The sequence below is a fragment of the Brucella tritici genome, from assembly GCF_902825325.1.
Lineage (GTDB): Bacteria > Pseudomonadota > Alphaproteobacteria > Rhizobiales > Rhizobiaceae > Brucella.
In genome coordinates, this window is the sequence record NZ_CADEAR010000011.1 from 1 (window position 1) to 17443 (window position 17443).

A 17443-nucleotide genomic window follows, 5' to 3' on the forward strand; every position below is an offset into this window, starting at 1 on the left:
AACGATCATTCCATACTTTTTCCAAAAATTCTTTCCACAGACACAAAAACAAAAAAAGCCGCTCAACGCGGCTCTTTATATAAGTGTCCATCCCGCCTTATGTGGATAGCCATCCCATGCGGTCCGCCACATCATTCGCTAGCGCACGCACCCGCGTGCCCATGTCCTCTATAATATCGGCGCGCGCCTCTGCAGCCATCATGGACAGGGCGATACCGGCAGCAGGATGGAACGGGCGATCACAGATCGCAGCGCCGATGCAGAACATGCCCTCACGCAACTGGCCGTTATCGAGTGAATAGCCTTTTGCTTTCGCCTCAGCCATCTCCGCCTCCAGCACCTTGAGCGAAGGCGCACTCGCTGGTGTAATCAGGTCTGGCCATTCCGCTGGCAGGTGACGCGCCAATTCCTGTGGCGACATCGCCGCCAGCATGGCCTTACCGGTCGCCGTAAAGACGGCGGGAACCCGCATACCAATACGGAATGTGATTCCCAGCGGCGCTGTCGAGTTGCGGCAAGACAGATAGATGACATCCGGTCCTTCGAGATGCGATAGCGTCAATGTATGGGCTCCAAGCCCATCCGCCTCCGCAACCGCCTCATGAAACGCATCGACAATGTCGCTGCCTGCCATGAATACATTGGCCCAGCGCACCGATTGCGACCCCATTGTGAAGCTTCCGTCGCTGTTGAGCTTTAAGAGCTTGAGATGCACCAGCGTCTGGCAAAGTCCGTGCACACTGCTTTTCGGCAAGCCGGTCCGGCGCGCAAGATCGGAAAGCTTGAGCCCGTCCACTGATCCCTTGCCGCTTTCCTGTGCGGATTTAGCAATCTGATCCAGAATTTGTGCCGCGCGCATAACCGCTGGCACCAGTTTCTGGGAACTCTCCTCGTCGCTCACCGTTTTCGTCATAGCTTTGCCATTCACCCGATAGACCGCCTGATTAACTGTTTGACTTTGGTTATCACGGCCTGTTTAATTCAAAATATCGTAAGCTGTTCATTATACTGAACAAGCTTTCTCTGCAAGACTGGGATGGAACACCAATATGCTCGCTTTGAAAGACCCTTCACTGCTTAAATCGCAATGCCTTGTTGACGGGCGCTGGATAGACGCTACGGACGGCACCAAGATCGACGTGACCAATCCGGCTGACGGTTCGGTCATCGGCACGGTTCCCTCCCTTTCTGTCGCGACCATCAAGGAAGCCATCGACGCCTCCGCAAAGGCTTTCCCGGCATGGGCCGCCAAGACTGCCAAGGAGCGCACGGCTACCTTACGCAAATGGTTCGATCTCATCGTTGCCAATGCTGATGATATTGCTCTTATCATGACGTCGGAACAGGGCAAACCGCTTGCCGAGGCACGCGGCGAAGTTCTCTATGCGGCATCGTTTATCGAATGGTTCGCTGAAGAAGCAAAGCGTGTTTATGGCGACACCATCCCTGCCCCGCAAGCCGGGCAGCGCCTGACTGTCATCCGCCAGCCTGTCGGCGTGACGGCAGCGATTACCCCATGGAACTTCCCGGCGGCGATGATTACTCGCAAAGCAGCACCTGCACTTGCCGCCGGCTGCACCATGATCGTGCGCCCTGCCGACCTCACGCCACTGACAGCCCTTGCGCTTGGTGTTCTCGCTGAAAAGGCTGGCATTCCGGCAGGCGTTCTGCAGATCGTCACCGGCAAGGCGCGTGAAATCGGCGCCGAGCTGACAAGCAATGAAACGGTGCGCAAACTCTCCTTCACCGGATCGACCGAAGTTGGCCGCCTGCTGATGGCGCAGTGCGCTCCAACCATCAAGCGCATTTCGCTGGAACTTGGCGGCAATGCGCCGTTCATCGTATTCGACGATGCCGATCTCGATGCTGCTGTCGACGGCGCCATGATTTCCAAATACCGCAATGCGGGGCAAACCTGTGTCTGCGCCAATCGCATCTATGTGCAGCGTGGGATTTACGACAAGTTCGCCGAAAAGCTCGCGGCCAAGGTCAAGGAACTGAAGGTCGGCAACGGTACGGAACCAGGTGTCGTCATCGGCCCGATGATCGAGCCGAAGGCCATCACCAAAGTCAAGGCACATATTGACGATGCCGTATCCAAGGGCGCGAAGCTCATCACCGGCGGCAAGGAACTGGGCGGCCTGTTCTTCGAACCCGGCGTGCTGACGGGCGTAACCCCCGACATGATCGTCGCCAGGGAAGAAACCTTCGGCCCATTGGCGCCGCTTTTTGCCTTTGATACGGAAGAAGAAGTCATCGCCATGGCCAATGACACGATCTTCGGTCTGGCTGCTTATTTCTATACGGAGAATTTCAGCCGTGCGATCCGTGTCAGCGAAGGACTGGAATACGGCATGGTCGGCCACAATACCGGGCTTATTTCCAACGAAGTCGCACCGTTTGGCGGCGTGAAGCAGTCGGGCCTCGGTCGTGAAGGCTCCAAATACGGCATCGAGGAATATCTCGAGACCAAATATATCTGCAGCGCCTACAAGCGTTAAAAACTGCTGTTTTTCATACCGTTCCCAAGCTGTCCGGTGCAAAGCAGTCTCAAAGAAGATGGCGCGCATTGTTCGCGCCATCTTTTTTATTTATAGACGGTGCAACCGGCTAGAGCGGTTCCGGTTAATACGGAATCATCGGAACCGCTCTAACTATTTGTTTTACCGCATTATCCTACGCAAAACCGCTTCGCACTTTTGCTGGAAATGCTCTAATATGGCTCCCGCCTAAGATAATCCGGAAAATATATGCTGCGCCGCCTTTACGACTGGACGATTTCGCTTGCCGCAAGAAAATCCGCCGAATGGTGGCTTGCCATCATCGCCTTTGTGGAAAGCTCGGTCTTTCTTGTCCCGGCGGATGTCCTGTTTCTGCCCATGGCGCTTGCCCGCCCTGAACGCGCCTGGCGTTATGCCTTCATCGCAACAGTGGCTTCCGTCCTTGGCGGCATTGCGGGCTGGTATCTCGGCTATCATGCCTACGAGCAGATCGCCAAACCGGTACTCGAGATGTACGGCAAGCTCGACACGTTCGAGCAATTGCGCGGTACAACCAGCGCCGACACCATTCTATTGATGCTGATCACCTCCGGCCTTGCACATCTGCCGCCGATCAAGGTGGTGACGATCCTGTCCGGTGCAGCTGGCATCAATATCTGGCTCTTTATCGCGTCGGCTATCGTGGCGCGCGGTGCGCGCTTCTATTTTCTGGCCTGGCTGCTGCGCCGATATGGCGAGCCGATCCGCGACTTCATCGAAAAGCGCCTGGGGCTGATCGCAAGTCTCGTGGCTGTGGCCTTGATCGGGCTCTTCTTTGCTGTGAAATATCTTCATGCCTGAGCGGTTCGCCCAAACTCGGTCAAAATAAATTGCTTGGAGACAAGCCAATTTTTTCGCTTAGGTTTATCCAAAGAGCCGTTTCAGGGAATCCCATATGTCGTTTGCACTCAATAATCCGGTCGGCAAAACACAGGCATGGACCGCAGGCATCATGACCATCGGCCTTGCCGCAACTGTCGGCACGGCACTGGGCTTCGAACATCTGGCTGGCTTCATGCCTTGCAAGCTCTGCCTCGAACAACGCACGCCTTATTATATAGGCGTTCCGGTTCTGGCTGCGGCATGGGTCTCCTACGGCCTGAAATGGCCTCCGATCCTGACACGCGGTCTTATTTTGATCGGTGCGCTCTTGATGACCTTCGGGCTGGCGCTTGCCATCTATCATACCGGCGTTGAACTGAAGTACTGGCCGGGGCCGATCGACTGCAGCGCCGCGACGATGAAGGTCACGCTGGATGCGGGCAATCTCCTGAGCGACCTCAATTCCACGCGTCCGCCCGCATGCGACAGCGCACCGGGCCACTTCCTCGGCTTGTCCTTTGCCGGATGGAACGTCGTCGCAAGCTTGCTCTTTGCAGCTATCGGCTACTACGGTGCTTTTGCGAAAAGTGGGAAGTAAGAAGAAACCCTGCTACGCACTTTTGCGCAACACGCTCAAGTGTCTGAATCAAAAAGCGGCAGGCCGTGGCGAAAATGGTGATTTTCGAGTACCGGAGCGGAGTGTACTTTTGGGTACATGAGCACCGGAACGCAGATAAATTGCCATTTGCAGACCGGCATGGCGACTTTTGGAGCAGACACTAAGGCTCCAGTTCGACATCCCAATACAGAAAATCGAGCCAGCTATCGTGCAGATGGTTGGGTGGGAAAAGGCGACCGTTATTGTGCAGGTCCTGCACGGTCGGCATGGCCGGTTTCTGGCGCGGCCACATATGCGCGACGGCGGGCATCATGCCGCCCTTGCGCAGATTGCATGGTGAACAGGCGGCGACCACATTTTCCCACGTCGTCTCGCCGCCATGGCAACGCGGGGTAACGTGATCGAAGGTCAGGTCATGCGGCGAGCCGCAATACTGGCACTCAAAACGATCACGCAAAAAGACGTTGAAGCGCGTGAATGCAGGATAGCGCGGCGGCTTCACATAATCCTTCAGGCAAATCACGCTCGGAACGCGCATGGAAAACGACGGCGATGAAACGATGTGATCGTATTCCGCCACGATGTTTACGCGTTCGAGAAACACCGCCTTGATCGCATCCTGCCAGGACCAGAGCGACAGGGGATAATAGCTGAGCGGACGGTAATCAGCGTTCAGAACCAGCGCGGGCAAGCCACTGGTCGAGACGGTTCTGGGCGAGACGGCAACAGTCAAGGGCGCACCTCCTTCAGAGCAACTCCGAAAAAGGGCGAAATGGCTCTCCATGCGGAATTGCGCTTTCATCGAAGCGCCGCGCGTCCATTTGGGCGCAACAACGACGCTCCAACCTTCCACGCATCGGTCCAAAATCGAAATCGATTTTTGAAAAGCCCGATGCGTATTCTCAAATAATTAGAGCATCTTTGTGCGCCCCATAGGGCGCACGGCGCTCTAAGGACGGGACTGCAATCAGCAGAAAATCAAGCGTCTGCGAATCGAAATTCCGTCATCAGCCGATGCAGATAATGTAAGCCCGACGTGACAGGATTGTGAAGCAGAAACGCATTTATGCGTCGGGAAACACGCAAGTTTTACAGCAGCATCTATAAAAGCGGGGCCGCTTCGCGTCCCTTGATCGCTGCATAATAAGCCCAGAACAATCGCGCCGCCACGCCGCGCCACGGCGCCCAGTCTTCCGCCAGCTTGCGAAGGGCAACTGCGTCGGGCCGGATCTCATGGGCGAAGGCGTGGCCAACAGCCGTCTGCAAGGCCACATCGCCAGCCGGAAACACATCTGGATGACCGGCGGCAAACAGAAGATAGACCTCCGCCGTCCACGGGCCGATGCCCTTGATCGCCGTCAGGGCTGCGATTGCTTCCTCGGCAGGCAGCTCGCAAAGCCCGTGCAGGTCGAGGCCACCTTCGGCAAGTGCTTGCGCAACTGCCAGAAGCGTTCTCTGCTTGGGACGCGAGAGACCGGCAAAACGCCAAGCCTCCTCTCCGCCCGCAATATAGGCTTCAGGCGTCAGTGGATCGATTGCCTGTTTCAGCCGCGCCCAGATTGCAGCGGCACTGGCGGTCGAAACCTGCTGCGCGACAATGATGGAAGCCAGACTTTCAAATCCGGGTTCGGACCTACGCAGCGGCACCGCATGGGAGCGGCTGCGAATATCGGCCAGCCGCATATCGGCGAGAACCAGAGCCTCCAGCCCCATCTCAATATCGCTCAATGTATCGATCCGCCGCATCGGACAGCCTTTCATTCTCTCGGTACACAACGTACCAATGGAATCAGATGACATTCAACTGACAACAAGCTGCCATGACCGCACCCGTGTTCCGCTTTGCTCCCAGCCCCAATGGCCAGCTCCATCTCGGCCATGCCTATTCCGCGCTTTTGAACGCGGATATGGCCAAACAAAGCGGCGGCCGCTTCCTGCTGCGCATGGAAGATATCGACATGGCGCGCTGCACACCTGCACTGGAACAAGGCATCTACGACGATCTCCACTGGCTTGGCCTGACATGGGAAACCCCTGTGCGCCGCCAGTCGGAACATTTTGGCGAATATCGCAACGCCCTTACCAAACTTGCCGATAAGGGCCTCGTTTATCCGGCCTTCCTCAGCCGGGGTGAAGTTCGCGAGCGGATCGGCGAAGCTTTCGCCAAGGGCAAGGACTGGCCTTCCGACCCGGATGGAACACCGCTTTATCCGCAGGGCGAGCGCGATCTGACCGAAAAGGAACAAATGGAGCGTATCGCCTCGGGCATGTCCTATGCCTGGCGGCTCAATATGGAGAAAGCGCTCGACGTGGCTGGCGAAGCGCTCTTCTGGAACGAAAGCGGCCAAGGCCCGGATGGCGAGGCCGGGCGCATTGCCGCCGACCCCGCCCGCTGGGGCGACGTGGTGATTGCACGCAAGGACACGCCGACCAGCTATCACCTTTCCGTGGTGGTGGACGATGCGTTGCAGGGCATTACCAATGTCGTGCGCGGGCATGATCTGTTTCACGCGACCTCCGTACACCGGCTGCTGCAGAGGCTTCTCGGCCTGCCCGAGCCGCTTTATCATCACCATGATCTGGTACTCGGCGATGACGGCCTGAAACTGTCGAAGAGCCGACAGGATACGGCACTTGCATCATTGCGTGAGCAGGGCTTTACGCTCCATGATATTCGAGCCAAACTGTCATTATAAAAGCTATTTTCGCCGCAGCGTCACAGATGATGTGCCCTCGCCCCGATTGACGAAAGCGCACCAAAGCGGTTCAAAGGCAGCATGACAGCTGGCACTGAAGAGTGCCGGCGGTGGATTTGTTTATTTTGAAGGAGGCATAGCCATGGTTTCTCAGAAAGCCGGTAATTACGTTGAGATTGAAGGCTTGCGCGTTGCCCCTGAACTGGTGGAGTTCCTGGCCACGGAGGCCGCGCCCGGCACCGGTGTGGAACCGGAAAAGTTCTGGAAGGGCTTTGCCGCCATCATCCGCGATCTCGCACCAAAGAATCGCGCCCTCCTCGCCAAGCGCGACGACCTTCAGGCCAAGATCGACGCCTGGTACAAGCAAAATCGCGATAAGGGCTATACGCAGGCCGATTACCAGCAGTTCCTGAAGGACATTGGCTATCTCCTGCCGGAAGGTGGAGAATTTTCGGTTTCGACCACCAATGTCGATCCGGAAATCACCCACATCGCAGGCCCACAGCTTGTCGTTCCGGTCATGAACGCGCGCTATGCGCTGAACGCTGCCAATGCGCGCTGGGGTTCGCTCTATGATGCGCTCTACGGCACCGATGCTATTTCTGATGCCGACGGCGCGGAAAAGGGCAAGGGCTACAATCCAAAGCGCGGCGAAAAGGTCATCGCCTGGGCGAAAAACTTCCTCGATGAAAGCGCACCGCTTGCCACCGGCAACTGGACCAATGTCGCCGGTCTTGCCGTCAAGGACGGCAAGCTTGAAATCAAGCTCACCGACGGTTCGGCAACGACGCTGAAGGATGAAAGCCAGTTCAAGGGCTACAATGGCGATGCCGCCGCCCCGACCAATGTGCTGCTGGCCAAGAACAACATGCATGTCGACATCGTCGTCAATGCGGACCATCCGATCGGCAAGACCGATCCGGCCCATATTGCCGATGTTGTTCTGGAATCCGCCGTCAGCACGATCCAGGATTGCGAAGATTCCATTGCTGCCGTCGATGCGGAAGACAAGGTTGCTGTCTATCGCAACTGGCTTGGCCTGATGAACGGCAAGCTGGAAGACACGTTCGAGAAGAACGGCAAGCAGATGACCCGCCGTCTCAACGGCGACCGCACCTACAAGGCTGCCGACGGTTCCGATCTGACGCTCAAGGGCCGTTCCCTGATGCTGGTTCGCAACGTCGGCCACCTGATGACCAACCCGGCGATCATCGATGCCGAAGGCCATGAAGTGCCGGAAGGCATCATGGATGCAGCCTTCACCAGCCTGATCGCGCTGCACGATATCGGCCCGAATGGCCGTCACATGAATTCGCGCGAAGGTTCGGTCTATATCGTCAAGCCGAAGATGCACGGGCCGGAAGAAGTGGCATTTGCCAATGAAATCTTCACCCGCACCGAAGAACTGCTTGGCATGAAGCCGAACACGCTCAAGATCGGCATCATGGACGAGGAGCGCCGCACCACGGTTAACCTCAAGGAAGCGATCCGCGCGGCCAAGGAACGCGTCGTCTTCATCAATACCGGCTTCCTCGACCGCACCGGCGACGAAATCCATACCTCGATGGAAGCTGGCCCGATGATCCGCAAGGGTGACATGAAGCAGGCCGCATGGATCGGCGCTTATGAACAGTGGAACGTCGATATCGGTCTTGAATGCGGCCTTTCCGGCCATGCGCAGATCGGCAAGGGCATGTGGGCAATGCCGGACCTGATGGCAGCGATGCTGGAACAGAAGATCGCCCATCCGAAGGCCGGTGCGAACACCGCATGGGTGCCGTCGCCGACTGCTGCCACCCTGCACGCGACCCACTATCATCAGGTGGACGTTGCAGCCGTTCAGGAAAAGCTGAAGAGCCGTCCGCGCGCCAAGCTCGACGACATCCTGTCAGTGCCGGTCGCAACCCGCCCGAACTGGACGCCGGAAGACATCCAGCACGAAATCGACAACAACGCGCAAGGCATTCTCGGCTATGTCGTGCGCTGGGTCGATCAGGGCGTTGGCTGCTCGAAGGTTCCGGACATCAACAATGTCGGCCTGATGGAAGACCGCGCAACGCTGCGCATCTCCGCACAGCACATCGCCAACTGGCTCTATCACGGCGTCGTTTCGCAAGCACAGGTCATGGAAACCATGAAGCGCATGGCAGCCGTCGTCGACAAGCAGAACGAAGGCGATGCCCTTTATCGCCCGATGGCTGCTGACTTCGACAAGTCGATTGCCTTCCAGGCCGCCTGCGATCTGGTCTTCAAGGGCCGCGAACAGCCGAACGGCTACACCGAGCCGGTCCTGCATCGCCGTCGCCTCGAGTTGAAGGCCCAGGGTTGATTCTTTTCACTTGCAAGTAATCGAAAACGGCGGGAGAAATCCCGCCGTTTTCTTGTTCAATAAGGCTCTGAAATGACCCTTCTAATCCGCCACGCGACGGAAGCCGACCTCCCTGCCCTGCTCACCATCTATAATGATGCGGTAGAGAACACGCTCGCCATCTGGAATGAAACGCTTGTCGATCTGGAAAACCGTCGCGACTGGCTTAAGACCCGCAATCGTGACGGCTTTCCGGTGCTGGTTGCCGAACGTGAAGGTCAGGTCGTTGGCTATGCGAGCTATGGCCCGTTCCGTCCGTTCGAGGGTTTCCGCCATTCATCCGAACTTTCGATCTATGTGGCAAGCGACGCACGCGGCGGCGGTATCGGACGTGCCCTCCTGACCGAGCTTGTGGACGAAGCGCGCGAGCGCAAGGTGCATGTGCTGATTGCCGGTATCGAAGCGGGCAATGCCGCATCCATCGCGCTGCATAAATCGCAGGGCTTTGAGGATTGCGGCACGCTGAAACAGGTTGGCCAGAAGTTCGGGCGCTGGCTCGATCTGACCTTCATGCAGAAGATACTCTGATTGAAAAAGGACCGCTTTCGCGGCCCTTTTTATCAGTTCGGCTGTGGAACCGCATTCCCGGTCGAAAGCTCAGTCAGACCGATCTCGCCTTCGACCTGATCGCTGCGAGCCATCAGGTAAAGACCAAGGCCACAGGTCAGAACGGCGATGAACACCAGATACCAGGCATGGGCCATCGGGTTGACGGCCAGAAACGACGTCACGATCACCGGCGTCAGACCACCAAAGACCGCATAGGAAACATTGTAGGAAAACGACAGGCCCGAGAAGCGTACCGGAGCCGGGAATGCGCGCACCATCACATAAGGCACCGCGCCAACCATACCGACCGAGAGCCCCATCACAGCATAAAGCGCGAACAGAACCGGCAGCGAAACCGCCGCATAGGTGTAGAAGACAAAGGTTGCGACGCCGAAGAAAATGCCCGCAACGGCGAAGAAGCGCCCACTGCCGATGCGGTCCACGATAGCACCCGCCGTCACCGTTCCGAACATCAGGAACAGCGTGCCGAAGCTTGTGGCAGCAAGCGACTGCAAAGGCGTATAGCCATAGAGCTTCTGCAGGAAGGTTGCCGTCATCAGCGTGGTGACAACAATGCCTGCCGACAAGATCCAGGTCAGCAGCACGGAAATGACAACCCCATGCATGTGGTTGCGCAGAACGGTGCCAAGCGGCAGTTTGTCCTTCAACAGATGGCTGTTCTTCATCTCGGTGAAGATCGGCGTTTCCGCCAGCCAGCGGCGCAGATAAACAGCAAGCAGGCCGAAGATACCGCCGATGAAGAACGGAATACGCCATGCATAGGCGGACAATTCTTCCGGCGTGAAAATCCAGTTGATGGCAGTGGCGATCAGCGAACCGATCATGATGCCAAGCGTCAGGCCCGAGCAGAGAAAACCACATGCCATGCCAACACGATTGGCAGGCACATGCTCGGCCACAAAGGTCCATGCGCCCGGCACTTCACCACCAATGGCGGCACCCTGCAACATGCGGAACACAATCAGCAGGATCGGCGCGCCGACGCCCAGCGTCGCATAGGTCGGCAGGCAGGCCATGGCCAGCGTTGAAATCGACATCAGAAACACCGAGAAGGCGAAGACGCGCTTGCGGCCGAATTTGTCGCCGAAATGCGCCAGCACGATGCCGCCCACAGGTCGCACCAGATAGCCGGCTGCGAAAATGCCGAAGGTCTGGATCAGCACCAGCCAGTCCGGCATGTCGGGTGGAAAGAACAAATGGCCGATCACACTGGCAAAAAACACGAAGATGATGAAATCATAGAACTCCAGCGCGCCGCCAAGGGCCGAAAGGCCGAGCGTGCGGAAATCCTGCCGGTTAAGCGGGCGCGGACTATTGCTTGCGTGGAGAATCGTCGATGCCATCGATTCGCTCTCTTCTGATCGGGTCGCTGATATGATGCCCTTATTTCAGGGCCGCGTTTTAATGCGCCAATTGTGCCTGCACTGCAAGACTTGACTTCCGGACACCAAATCTTATTTTAGAATTATTCTAAACTTTGGATTCCCCAGATGCTGAGCCGATTCTTTCGCAACGACCGACGCCCTTTCGATTCGCTTTCCGAACAGGAAATTCTGGCGCTTGCCATATCCTCCGAAGAGGACGATGCCCGTATCTATCTCGCTTATGCCGATGGGCTGCGTGACGAGTTTCCGCAATCGGCGAAAATCTTCGAACAGATGGCAGCGGAAGAACATGGTCACCGCGATGCGCTGATCGAACGCCACAAAGCCCGCTTTGGCGACCGGATTCCGCTGATCCGCCGCGAACATGTCAGCGGCTATTACGATCGCAAGCCGGACTGGCTGGTGCGTCCGCTTGGCATCGACAAGGTGCGCGAAGCTGCGTCGGAAATGGAAGAACAGGCCTATCGATTCTATGTCGAAGCCGCCAAGCGCGTCGGTGACGCAGACACCCGCAAGCTGTTGGGCGACCTTGCCCAGCAGGAAAAGCAGCATGAAGCCAAGGCTGAATCGCTGGAACTGGCGCTGACACCGGATGATGTACAGGATGAGGAGCGCGCAGCCGAGCGCAAGCAGTTCATCCTCACCTATGTCCAGCCGGGGCTTGCTGGCCTGATGGACGGCTCTGTCTCAACGCTCGCCCCGATCTTCGCCGCGGCCTTCGCGACACAGGACACGTGGCAGACTTTTCTGGTCGGCCTGTCCGCCTCGGTCGGCGCTGGCATTTCGATGGGCTTCACCGAAGCAATCCACGATGACGGCAAGCTGTCGGGTCGCGGCTCACCCATCAAGCGTGGCCTGTCCTGCGGTATCATGACGACGCTGGGCGGCCTCGGCCATACCCTGCCCTACCTGATCAAGGATTTCTGGACCGCCACAAGCATCGCAGCAATTCTGGTCTTCTTCGAACTCTGGGCCATCGCCTTCATCCAGAACCGCTATATGGAAACACCGTTCCTTCGCTCTGTGCTTCAGGTGGTCCTGGGCGGCGGCCTCGTGCTGGCGGCAGGCATATTGATCGGGAACGCCTAAACCGTCACGGCATCCTGCGGTCGGGAAATCGGTTCCTCAAAGCTCTCGATCGCAATGCGGCCTTGCCGGGAAACAGTGACAAAACTGTTTGCCGGCACCGCCATCCAGTTTGCGGCCTCGCCGTCCAGCGGCTCCGACACCACGCATATGCCGGACGATCCGCCCAGTGTCGCCGTATAAAGCGTCGGCGCGAAAGCGTCGGTCGCATAGCGGATGGCGTAAAGCTGGTTTCCATCGGAGAAGGCTGCAGTCAGCCGCAGAAATGGCGGCACGCCGCCGCGCACCGATTCCTCGACAACCGTTGCCACCATACGCTTCATGGCAAGCACAGGGTCACTGTCGAGACCGAATTCCAGCATCAGAAGAAAGATCAGTTCCGAATCGGTTGCGCCATGTTTCTGGCCATAGACATCATCGCTCAAATGGCTTTCCAGCCTGCGACGCAGCCGATCGAAATGACCGATCTGGCCATTATGCATGAAGCTCCAGCGTCCGGAAACGAAGGGATGGCAATTGGACCGGCTGGTCAGCCCTCCGGTCGAAGCCCGCACATGCGCGAGGAAAAGGCGCGATTGAATTTGTCGCGCCAGACTACGGAGGTTCTGGTCGGACCATGCGGGCAGAATGTCCCGATAAAGCCCTGGCTCATCACGATGGCCGTACCAGGCAACGCCGAATCCGTCGCCATTGGTACGCGTTTTGGCTTCATGCGCATCGTGGCTTTGCGCCACGAGCGAATGGCAGGGAGACGATATAATGTCTTCCAGATAGGTTTCAGGTCCGAGATAGGCGGCCCAACGACACATTTGCGATCCGGTGTTTACCGGCCCCGGTTATGCGTCCGCTCATAAAGCTGGCGAACGATTGTGCTCGCCGTCTTCTCGAACAAAAATGGCAAAATTGCATGGATCAGTGCTGCAAACGCCGCACAAAAAAGCTTGAACGAAAAACGTCCGGCAAAGGCCATATGTTCAAAATAGGTCTCGTCAACCGATTGAGGGTGCTCGGTGAAGAGGCGTGTGATGCGTGTGGTCATTGGAAATACTCCCGTCAATGAGTAAGTTGTTCCCGTTATACGGCGCATATCGCGCCTTTCTGGAAAATCATTCTAGCAAATGCATCTGAGATGAAATCTCAAAATATCCTTGATAATTACTATTTATTGGGACAATCATCCCATCATGAAACCGGTTCTCGACGAAATCGATCGAAAAATCTTGGATGAGCTGCAAATCGACGGAACCCTGTCCGTTGATTCTCTCTCCGAGCGGGTACACTTATCGCGCAATGCCTGCTGGCGGCGGGTCAAGCGCATGGAGGATGAGGGGATCATCAAGGCGCGCGTGGCCCTGGTCGATGCCGAGATGGCCGGTTGCGGCCTGTCCGTCTTCATTCTCGTTCGCACATCGAGCCACGACCCCGATTGGCTGGGCAAGTTTCGCGGTGCCATGGGGCGTTTTCCGGAAATCGTCGGGGTTTATCGCATGACCGGCGATCTGGACTATGTGCTGAAGGCGCGCGTTTCCGACGTCAAAGCCTATGACCGGCTTTATCAGCGGCTGATCGCCAGCGTTCCGCTGTCAGATGTTTCGGCTTCATTCGTCATGGAAGAGATCAAGGAAACGACTGCGGTTCCGCTGAAGGAATGACAGTGCAATCCCTCGCCAGACGTCTTAGTGCCGGGCCATTTCGCGACAGAGCGTGGCGCAACGCTCGCAAACCTCAACGCATTTTTCCATGCCACCAACCTCGCGACAGGATTGCGCACAAGCTTCACAAATCTTCGCGCAGGCACCGCAAGTTTCGCGATGAAGGGGCGTGTCCAGTAACATGATGTGAGCCGCCGTCCGGCAAGTTTCCACGCAAGCCAGCATGATGCGAAAATGTTTCGGCTCGACATGCGCGCCACCTTCTTTCAGGCAGTGGCTGGAGGCCGTGTCGAGACAAACCCGATAGCAATCCAGGCAGGCATCGATACATTTATTCATTTCAGGGCTTGGCATTTTCAAATCCTCATTCTTGAAACACCAAAGTCCAACAGGTGAATGATTGATTTGTTCCATAAGGGCACTGGACCGGTTTTCATGCCAGACAGACTAATTGCCGGTGCAAATTGCATGACCCTGTGCCGTACTATCATTGCAAAACACCAAATAGGCGGTACACCTTTCATTGGTTTTCACGTATGAGCGTCGCCAATTTAAAGCGCATCCTGAAAAGTGTGAAACGGCTTTCAGACAAGATGCGCGATGAACCAGTGTCTCGCAGGCCAACTGAATTCTTGCAGGAAAGGCTCCCTCATGACCGCAGTATCCTCTTCCGCGCCAACGCTCGGCATCATCCGCCTCGAACATGCGAAAGGCCTTGAACTCCCGGCCTATGAGACATCAGGTTCGGCTGGCATGGACCTGCGTGCGGCCGTTGCCGAAGACCGCCAGATCGTTCTCCTGCCGGGACGCCGCACACTGGTACCGACAGGACTGATCTTCGAAATTCCGGAAGGTTTCGAGGTACAGATTCGTCCGCGCTCTGGCCTTGCCTTCAAGAACGGCATCACCTGCCTCAACACGCCCGGCACCATCGATTCCGATTATCGCGGCGAGGTGAAGGTTCTTCTCATCAATCTCGGCGATGACGATTTCCGTATCGAGCGCGGCATGCGCATCGCGCAGGCTGTTTTCGCGCCGGTCGTCCAGCCGAAGATTGAAGAACGCGCCGAGGTGACCGATACGGCACGTGGCGCCGGTGGATTCGGTTCGACCGGCACGGCATAAACGGACAAATCGCACGCAAAAGCCCGGCTGAGCCGGGCTTTTTTATTGCCTGTTTTTACTGCGTCAGCGCCGCGCGCTGACAAAGAACGCCGGTGACCTGAACATCAGCCTCACCCAGTTTGACACCGAGGAGATCGAGAAGACCAAATAGTAAGCTGTCCAAAGGAGCCGAGAGCGGACCTAGCAAGCCGCCAAGTGCTTTAACGACGCCGGTAATGTTGAGGTTCAAACCCAGCAGGTCGACACTGGCGGTAATCTCAATGTTGTTGAGCAGTGCACTGGTCAACGATGTCAACAGTTTCGAGGAATGGACCGTCTGGATTTTCTTACTCGTTATATCGCTGGCACTGAAATTGACAATTCTCTGTTGATTGTCACCCAACGGAATTTCGGCTCTCGCATAGATGCTTGCCAGTTTAATCTTGATTAGCCCCAAAACGTCAAGGCCAAGTATACTAGCAATCTCCTTTCTGCTGACTGATGGTTTTTTACTGAAATCACCGAATCCCGTGTCCAGATTACCCAGATAAATTCCCACTATGCCGGTTCTCACTCCGATACCTACATTCGCGCTCTGCGGACCGGATGGGCAACTGATATTCACCAACTCACCTTCCGCGGAGGCTACATCAATGAAAATCGGAAGGTTCACGCTTGCCAGTGAATTCAGACCCAAGGCATTGTCACCCAATACACTGATGTTGAGCCGCAACCTTATTTGTGCCGTCCGCACGAGCGACCCCGCCGCACCGACCCTGAAGAAGGGCGTTTTTTGTGCTGGTTCACCAATAGCGACGTCAACTGCAACATTGGCTACCACTAAATTGATCGGAACTTTGAGCGAAATCTGATGATCGCCACCCAGCACTATTGCCGCAGATATGACCTGTAGTGCATTGGCTGTGATGTTGTATCCAGCCCCCGATTGCAGCGAAACATCGGCGAGCGAACCGAGCCCAAGCAGCTTACCCAAGGGGAGCTTGGTCGACAAAGCGGCTGCATTCTTCCCCAATAGTTCCAGAGCAGCTTTTGCAGTCGGATTGTTCGTTATTACCTGAGCCATCACGTTCGCGACGTCTCCGACAGACACAGCGGTATCCAGTAACTGCTGATAAGTTCCTGCCTTCAGGTTCACCTTGGGCGATAAGGCAAGTTTGTCAAGAAAACCAAGCAAGTTAATATCAGTTGCCGCGAGCGCATTGTAATCAACAAGCTTCAGATTGATATCTGTATTCAGAAGCCCGCCCAAGAGTCCGTTGAGCGCACTTTCCTTCGTGTTCAGGCTCAGCAATCGCGAACCGATCCAAAACGCGGCTTCCGCCTTCGTGGCCGCCATGCCGGTAGCCCCAAGCGCGGGCCGATTGATGAATGCCTGACCGAAATAGAGATTGCCTGGACGTGCCAGCCGGACGCGAACCGCATCGGGACTGGTGCCGCCGGCGACAAAACGGTTCTCGACAGCTCGGTTCTTGTCGGGAAAGTAGTTGCCCTTCTCCACCCAGACGCGGGTCTTGTTGTCCGTCTTTCCGTTGACGACGGATGGATCGTAAGCGCCGGTCATCAGCACCGGATCAAGACCGTTCGCCCGCAATTGCCGCAGTACCGCATCATTGGCCTGCGAAAGGGAAGCCGCACCGGCAACGGCGGCAAAATCCGCCATGCTCTGCAACTGGCGCCGCTCCAGAAACAGCGAACTCGTGTCCACACAGAAAGCCGCCACCGCCAGAAACAGCGGAGAGACCAGCGCCGCCATCGTCGCCAGATTGCCGCCCCTTGCATGCAGGAAACGCGATACCAAACCCCGCATATCGAATGCCCCCAACCCTTAGTCAGATTCCGCCAAGCCTTATTGTCGATGCCCTTGTAATGGTCGTGTCCGGTAGCGGCAGGCCCGTCATCAGGTTCCAGATCGGCAGGTTTTGCGCGTTGTAGCGGATCGTCACTGTGAACTGGTTCGGGTCCGACTGGGCATTGTCGACATTCACCTGCATCTTCGCCGGATCGATCAGCGAATATTTTGCCGCGTTCTTCTGGATGTAGGTTGTCGCCAGCGTCAGCCGCTCCGGGGGATCGATACCCGCCAGCGCCGTCCGCGTGGCGTCAGCCGCGAGCTGCTGCACGGCATTCGCCACGCCCAGATAGAGACCGAAGGCGATCATGCCCATCAGGATCAGAAGAAAAACCGGCGCCAATATTGCAAATTCGACCGCCGCCGTGCCGCTTTTATTTCGTTTGAAAAATAACAATAAAGGTATTCTTCGAGGCAGGCCGCAAGACTTGCTCTTTGAAGATAAAAACCTCTTCAGCCCTATAATAAGGTAAGCCATTTGCCCTCCCGTCCAAGAGCATTGAAACCTTATTTCCATGCCAGCTCGAAACAACATGCATCATGCATGCGCCGACCATCCGCCTCTACGGATAGATCACGTCTAAATTTTCTTCTCTACTTTCAGATTGTAGATTCCCGATCTTATTTAATCAGGAGATAATTTAAGAACACTTAATTACTTCGATCAGTTTGTTTCCATTGGAAAATTCCGAAAGAATAACTGCAAGTTGTATATTGATACCAACTTGGTT

The 17443-nt window shown here is 56.4% G+C and carries 18 protein-coding genes; 9 read left to right on the forward strand and 9 right to left on the reverse strand.

Annotation, left to right across the window (positions count from 1 at the left end):
* Positions 1-97: 97 nt before the first annotated feature.
* Entirely contained in the window at positions 98-913 is an 816-nt protein-coding gene (locus HWX93_RS16060; protein ID WP_176037950.1) for an IclR family transcriptional regulator, read from the reverse strand.
* 136 nt (positions 914-1049) lie between these two features.
* Between HWX93_RS16060 and HWX93_RS16065 the strand changes: the two genes are divergently transcribed.
* The 3 genes from HWX93_RS16065 (at position 1050) to HWX93_RS16075 (ending at position 3960) form a co-directional block, all read left to right on the forward strand.
* Positions 1050-2501, forward strand: a complete 1452-nt coding sequence (locus HWX93_RS16065) for an NAD-dependent succinate-semialdehyde dehydrogenase (RefSeq protein WP_109989182.1) — start codon at positions 1050-1052, stop codon at positions 2499-2501.
* 249 nt (positions 2502-2750) lie between these two features.
* Positions 2751-3341: a YqaA family protein gene (locus tag HWX93_RS16070; protein ID WP_176037951.1), complete on the forward strand. Its 591-nt coding sequence runs from the start codon at positions 2751-2753 to the stop codon at positions 3339-3341.
* 94 nt (positions 3342-3435) lie between these two features.
* Positions 3436-3960, forward strand: a complete 525-nt coding sequence (locus tag HWX93_RS16075; protein WP_109989180.1) for a disulfide bond formation protein B — start codon at positions 3436-3438, stop codon at positions 3958-3960.
* A 181-nt stretch (positions 3961-4141) separates the two neighbouring features.
* Here the strand turns inward: HWX93_RS16075 and HWX93_RS16080 are convergent, their stop codons facing one another.
* Both HWX93_RS16080 and HWX93_RS16085 read right to left on the reverse strand, forming a co-directional pair.
* Complete coding sequence (locus HWX93_RS16080; protein WP_010661320.1) at positions 4142-4714, reverse strand: HNH endonuclease; 573 nt, start codon at positions 4712-4714, stop codon at positions 4142-4144.
* 368 nt (positions 4715-5082) lie between these two features.
* Positions 5083-5727: a DNA-3-methyladenine glycosylase family protein gene (locus HWX93_RS16085; RefSeq protein ID WP_109989179.1), complete on the reverse strand. Its 645-nt coding sequence runs from the start codon at positions 5725-5727 to the stop codon at positions 5083-5085.
* A gap of 74 nt (positions 5728-5801) precedes the next feature.
* Here HWX93_RS16085 and gluQRS point away from each other — a divergent pair, with 74 nt between their 5' ends.
* From gluQRS to HWX93_RS16100, 3 genes are all read left to right on the forward strand, one after another.
* Positions 5802-6677 (forward strand): tRNA glutamyl-Q(34) synthetase GluQRS, encoded by an 876-nt coding sequence (gene gluQRS, locus HWX93_RS16090; RefSeq protein WP_176037952.1) that lies wholly within the window; start codon positions 5802-5804, stop codon positions 6675-6677.
* Between the two features lie 142 nt (positions 6678-6819).
* Positions 6820-9006: a malate synthase G gene (locus tag HWX93_RS16095; RefSeq protein ID WP_176037953.1), complete on the forward strand. Its 2187-nt coding sequence runs from the start codon at positions 6820-6822 to the stop codon at positions 9004-9006.
* Between the two features lie 72 nt (positions 9007-9078).
* Positions 9079-9573: a GNAT family N-acetyltransferase gene (locus HWX93_RS16100; protein WP_176037954.1), complete on the forward strand. Its 495-nt coding sequence runs from the start codon at positions 9079-9081 to the stop codon at positions 9571-9573.
* A 32-nt stretch (positions 9574-9605) separates the two neighbouring features.
* Here HWX93_RS16100 and HWX93_RS16105 read toward each other — a convergent pair whose 3' ends face one another.
* A complete protein-coding gene (locus HWX93_RS16105) occupies positions 9606-10958 on the reverse strand; it encodes an MFS transporter (protein WP_176037955.1) in 1353 nt (450 codons plus the stop codon).
* 147 nt (positions 10959-11105) lie between these two features.
* Here HWX93_RS16105 and mbfA point away from each other — a divergent pair, with 147 nt between their 5' ends.
* Positions 11106-12089 (forward strand): iron exporter MbfA, encoded by a 984-nt coding sequence (mbfA, locus tag HWX93_RS16110; RefSeq protein WP_176037956.1) that lies wholly within the window; start codon positions 11106-11108, stop codon positions 12087-12089.
* On the opposite strand, the gene HWX93_RS16115 is transcribed toward mbfA, so the two are convergent.
* Both HWX93_RS16115 and HWX93_RS16120 read right to left on the reverse strand, forming a co-directional pair.
* The gene (locus HWX93_RS16115) at positions 12086-12895 is read right to left on the reverse strand and encodes a class II glutamine amidotransferase (protein WP_151556158.1); all 810 of its coding nucleotides are present in this window, start codon (positions 12893-12895) and stop codon (positions 12086-12088) included. The genes mbfA and HWX93_RS16115 overlap by 4 nt on opposite strands.
* 14 nt (positions 12896-12909) lie before the next feature.
* Positions 12910-13125 carry a DUF6356 family protein gene (locus tag HWX93_RS16120; RefSeq protein WP_006473246.1) on the reverse strand — a complete coding sequence of 72 codons (216 nt, stop codon included), beginning with the start codon at positions 13123-13125 and terminating at the stop codon, positions 12910-12912.
* Between the two features lie 145 nt (positions 13126-13270).
* Between HWX93_RS16120 and HWX93_RS16125 the strand changes: the two genes are divergently transcribed.
* Positions 13271-13738: an Lrp/AsnC family transcriptional regulator gene (locus tag HWX93_RS16125; protein ID WP_109989173.1), complete on the forward strand. Its 468-nt coding sequence runs from the start codon at positions 13271-13273 to the stop codon at positions 13736-13738.
* 24 nt (positions 13739-13762) lie between these two features.
* On the opposite strand, the gene HWX93_RS16130 is transcribed toward HWX93_RS16125, so the two are convergent.
* On the reverse strand, positions 13763-14092 hold the full coding sequence (locus tag HWX93_RS16130; RefSeq protein ID WP_419191026.1) for a four-helix bundle copper-binding protein: 330 nt from the start codon (positions 14090-14092) through the stop codon (positions 13763-13765).
* Between the two features lie 297 nt (positions 14093-14389).
* Here HWX93_RS16130 and dut point away from each other — a divergent pair, with 297 nt between their 5' ends.
* Entirely contained in the window at positions 14390-14863 is a 474-nt protein-coding gene (gene dut, locus HWX93_RS16135; protein WP_109989172.1) for a dUTP diphosphatase, read from the forward strand.
* Positions 14864-14918: 55 nt separating this feature from the next.
* On the opposite strand, the gene HWX93_RS16140 is transcribed toward dut, so the two are convergent.
* Both HWX93_RS16140 and HWX93_RS16145 read right to left on the reverse strand, forming a co-directional pair.
* On the reverse strand, positions 14919-16670 hold the full coding sequence (locus HWX93_RS16140; RefSeq protein ID WP_176037957.1) for a TadG family pilus assembly protein: 1752 nt from the start codon (positions 16668-16670) through the stop codon (positions 14919-14921).
* Positions 16671-16692: 22 nt separating this feature from the next.
* The gene (locus tag HWX93_RS16145) at positions 16693-17109 is read right to left on the reverse strand and encodes a TadE/TadG family type IV pilus assembly protein (protein ID WP_109989170.1); all 417 of its coding nucleotides are present in this window, start codon (positions 17107-17109) and stop codon (positions 16693-16695) included.
* Positions 17110-17443 lie beyond the last annotated feature (334 nt).

Excerpts from the sequence above, each read along its gene's own strand:
- HWX93_RS16060 (WP_176037950.1), bottom strand. The coding sequence starts at position 913 with ATGACGAAAACGGTGAGCGACGAGGAGAGTTCCCAGAAACTGGTGCCA.
- HWX93_RS16065 (WP_109989182.1), top strand. The coding sequence starts at position 1,050 with ATGCTCGCTTTGAAAGACCCTTCACTGCTTAAATCGCAATGCCTTGTT.
- HWX93_RS16070 (WP_176037951.1), top strand. The coding sequence starts at position 2,751 with ATGCTGCGCCGCCTTTACGACTGGACGATTTCGCTTGCCGCAAGAAAA.
- HWX93_RS16075 (WP_109989180.1), top strand. The coding sequence starts at position 3,436 with ATGTCGTTTGCACTCAATAATCCGGTCGGCAAAACACAGGCATGGACC.
- HWX93_RS16085 (WP_109989179.1), bottom strand. The coding sequence starts at position 5,727 with ATGCGGCGGATCGATACATTGAGCGATATTGAGATGGGGCTGGAGGCT.
- gluQRS (WP_176037952.1), top strand. The coding sequence starts at position 5,802 with ATGACCGCACCCGTGTTCCGCTTTGCTCCCAGCCCCAATGGCCAGCTC.
- HWX93_RS16095 (WP_176037953.1), top strand. The coding sequence starts at position 6,820 with ATGGTTTCTCAGAAAGCCGGTAATTACGTTGAGATTGAAGGCTTGCGC.
- HWX93_RS16100 (WP_176037954.1), top strand. The coding sequence starts at position 9,079 with ATGACCCTTCTAATCCGCCACGCGACGGAAGCCGACCTCCCTGCCCTG.
- HWX93_RS16105 (WP_176037955.1), bottom strand. The coding sequence starts at position 10,958 with ATGGCATCGACGATTCTCCACGCAAGCAATAGTCCGCGCCCGCTTAAC.
- mbfA (WP_176037956.1), top strand. The coding sequence starts at position 11,106 with ATGCTGAGCCGATTCTTTCGCAACGACCGACGCCCTTTCGATTCGCTT.
- HWX93_RS16115 (WP_151556158.1), bottom strand. The coding sequence starts at position 12,895 with ATGTGTCGTTGGGCCGCCTATCTCGGACCTGAAACCTATCTGGAAGAC.
- HWX93_RS16120 (WP_006473246.1), bottom strand. The coding sequence starts at position 13,125 with ATGACCACACGCATCACACGCCTCTTCACCGAGCACCCTCAATCGGTT.
- HWX93_RS16125 (WP_109989173.1), top strand. The coding sequence starts at position 13,271 with ATGAAACCGGTTCTCGACGAAATCGATCGAAAAATCTTGGATGAGCTG.
- HWX93_RS16130 (WP_419191026.1), bottom strand. The coding sequence starts at position 14,092 with ATGCCAAGCCCTGAAATGAATAAATGTATCGATGCCTGCCTGGATTGC.
- dut (WP_109989172.1), top strand. The coding sequence starts at position 14,390 with ATGACCGCAGTATCCTCTTCCGCGCCAACGCTCGGCATCATCCGCCTC.
- HWX93_RS16140 (WP_176037957.1), bottom strand. The coding sequence starts at position 16,670 with ATGCGGGGTTTGGTATCGCGTTTCCTGCATGCAAGGGGCGGCAATCTG.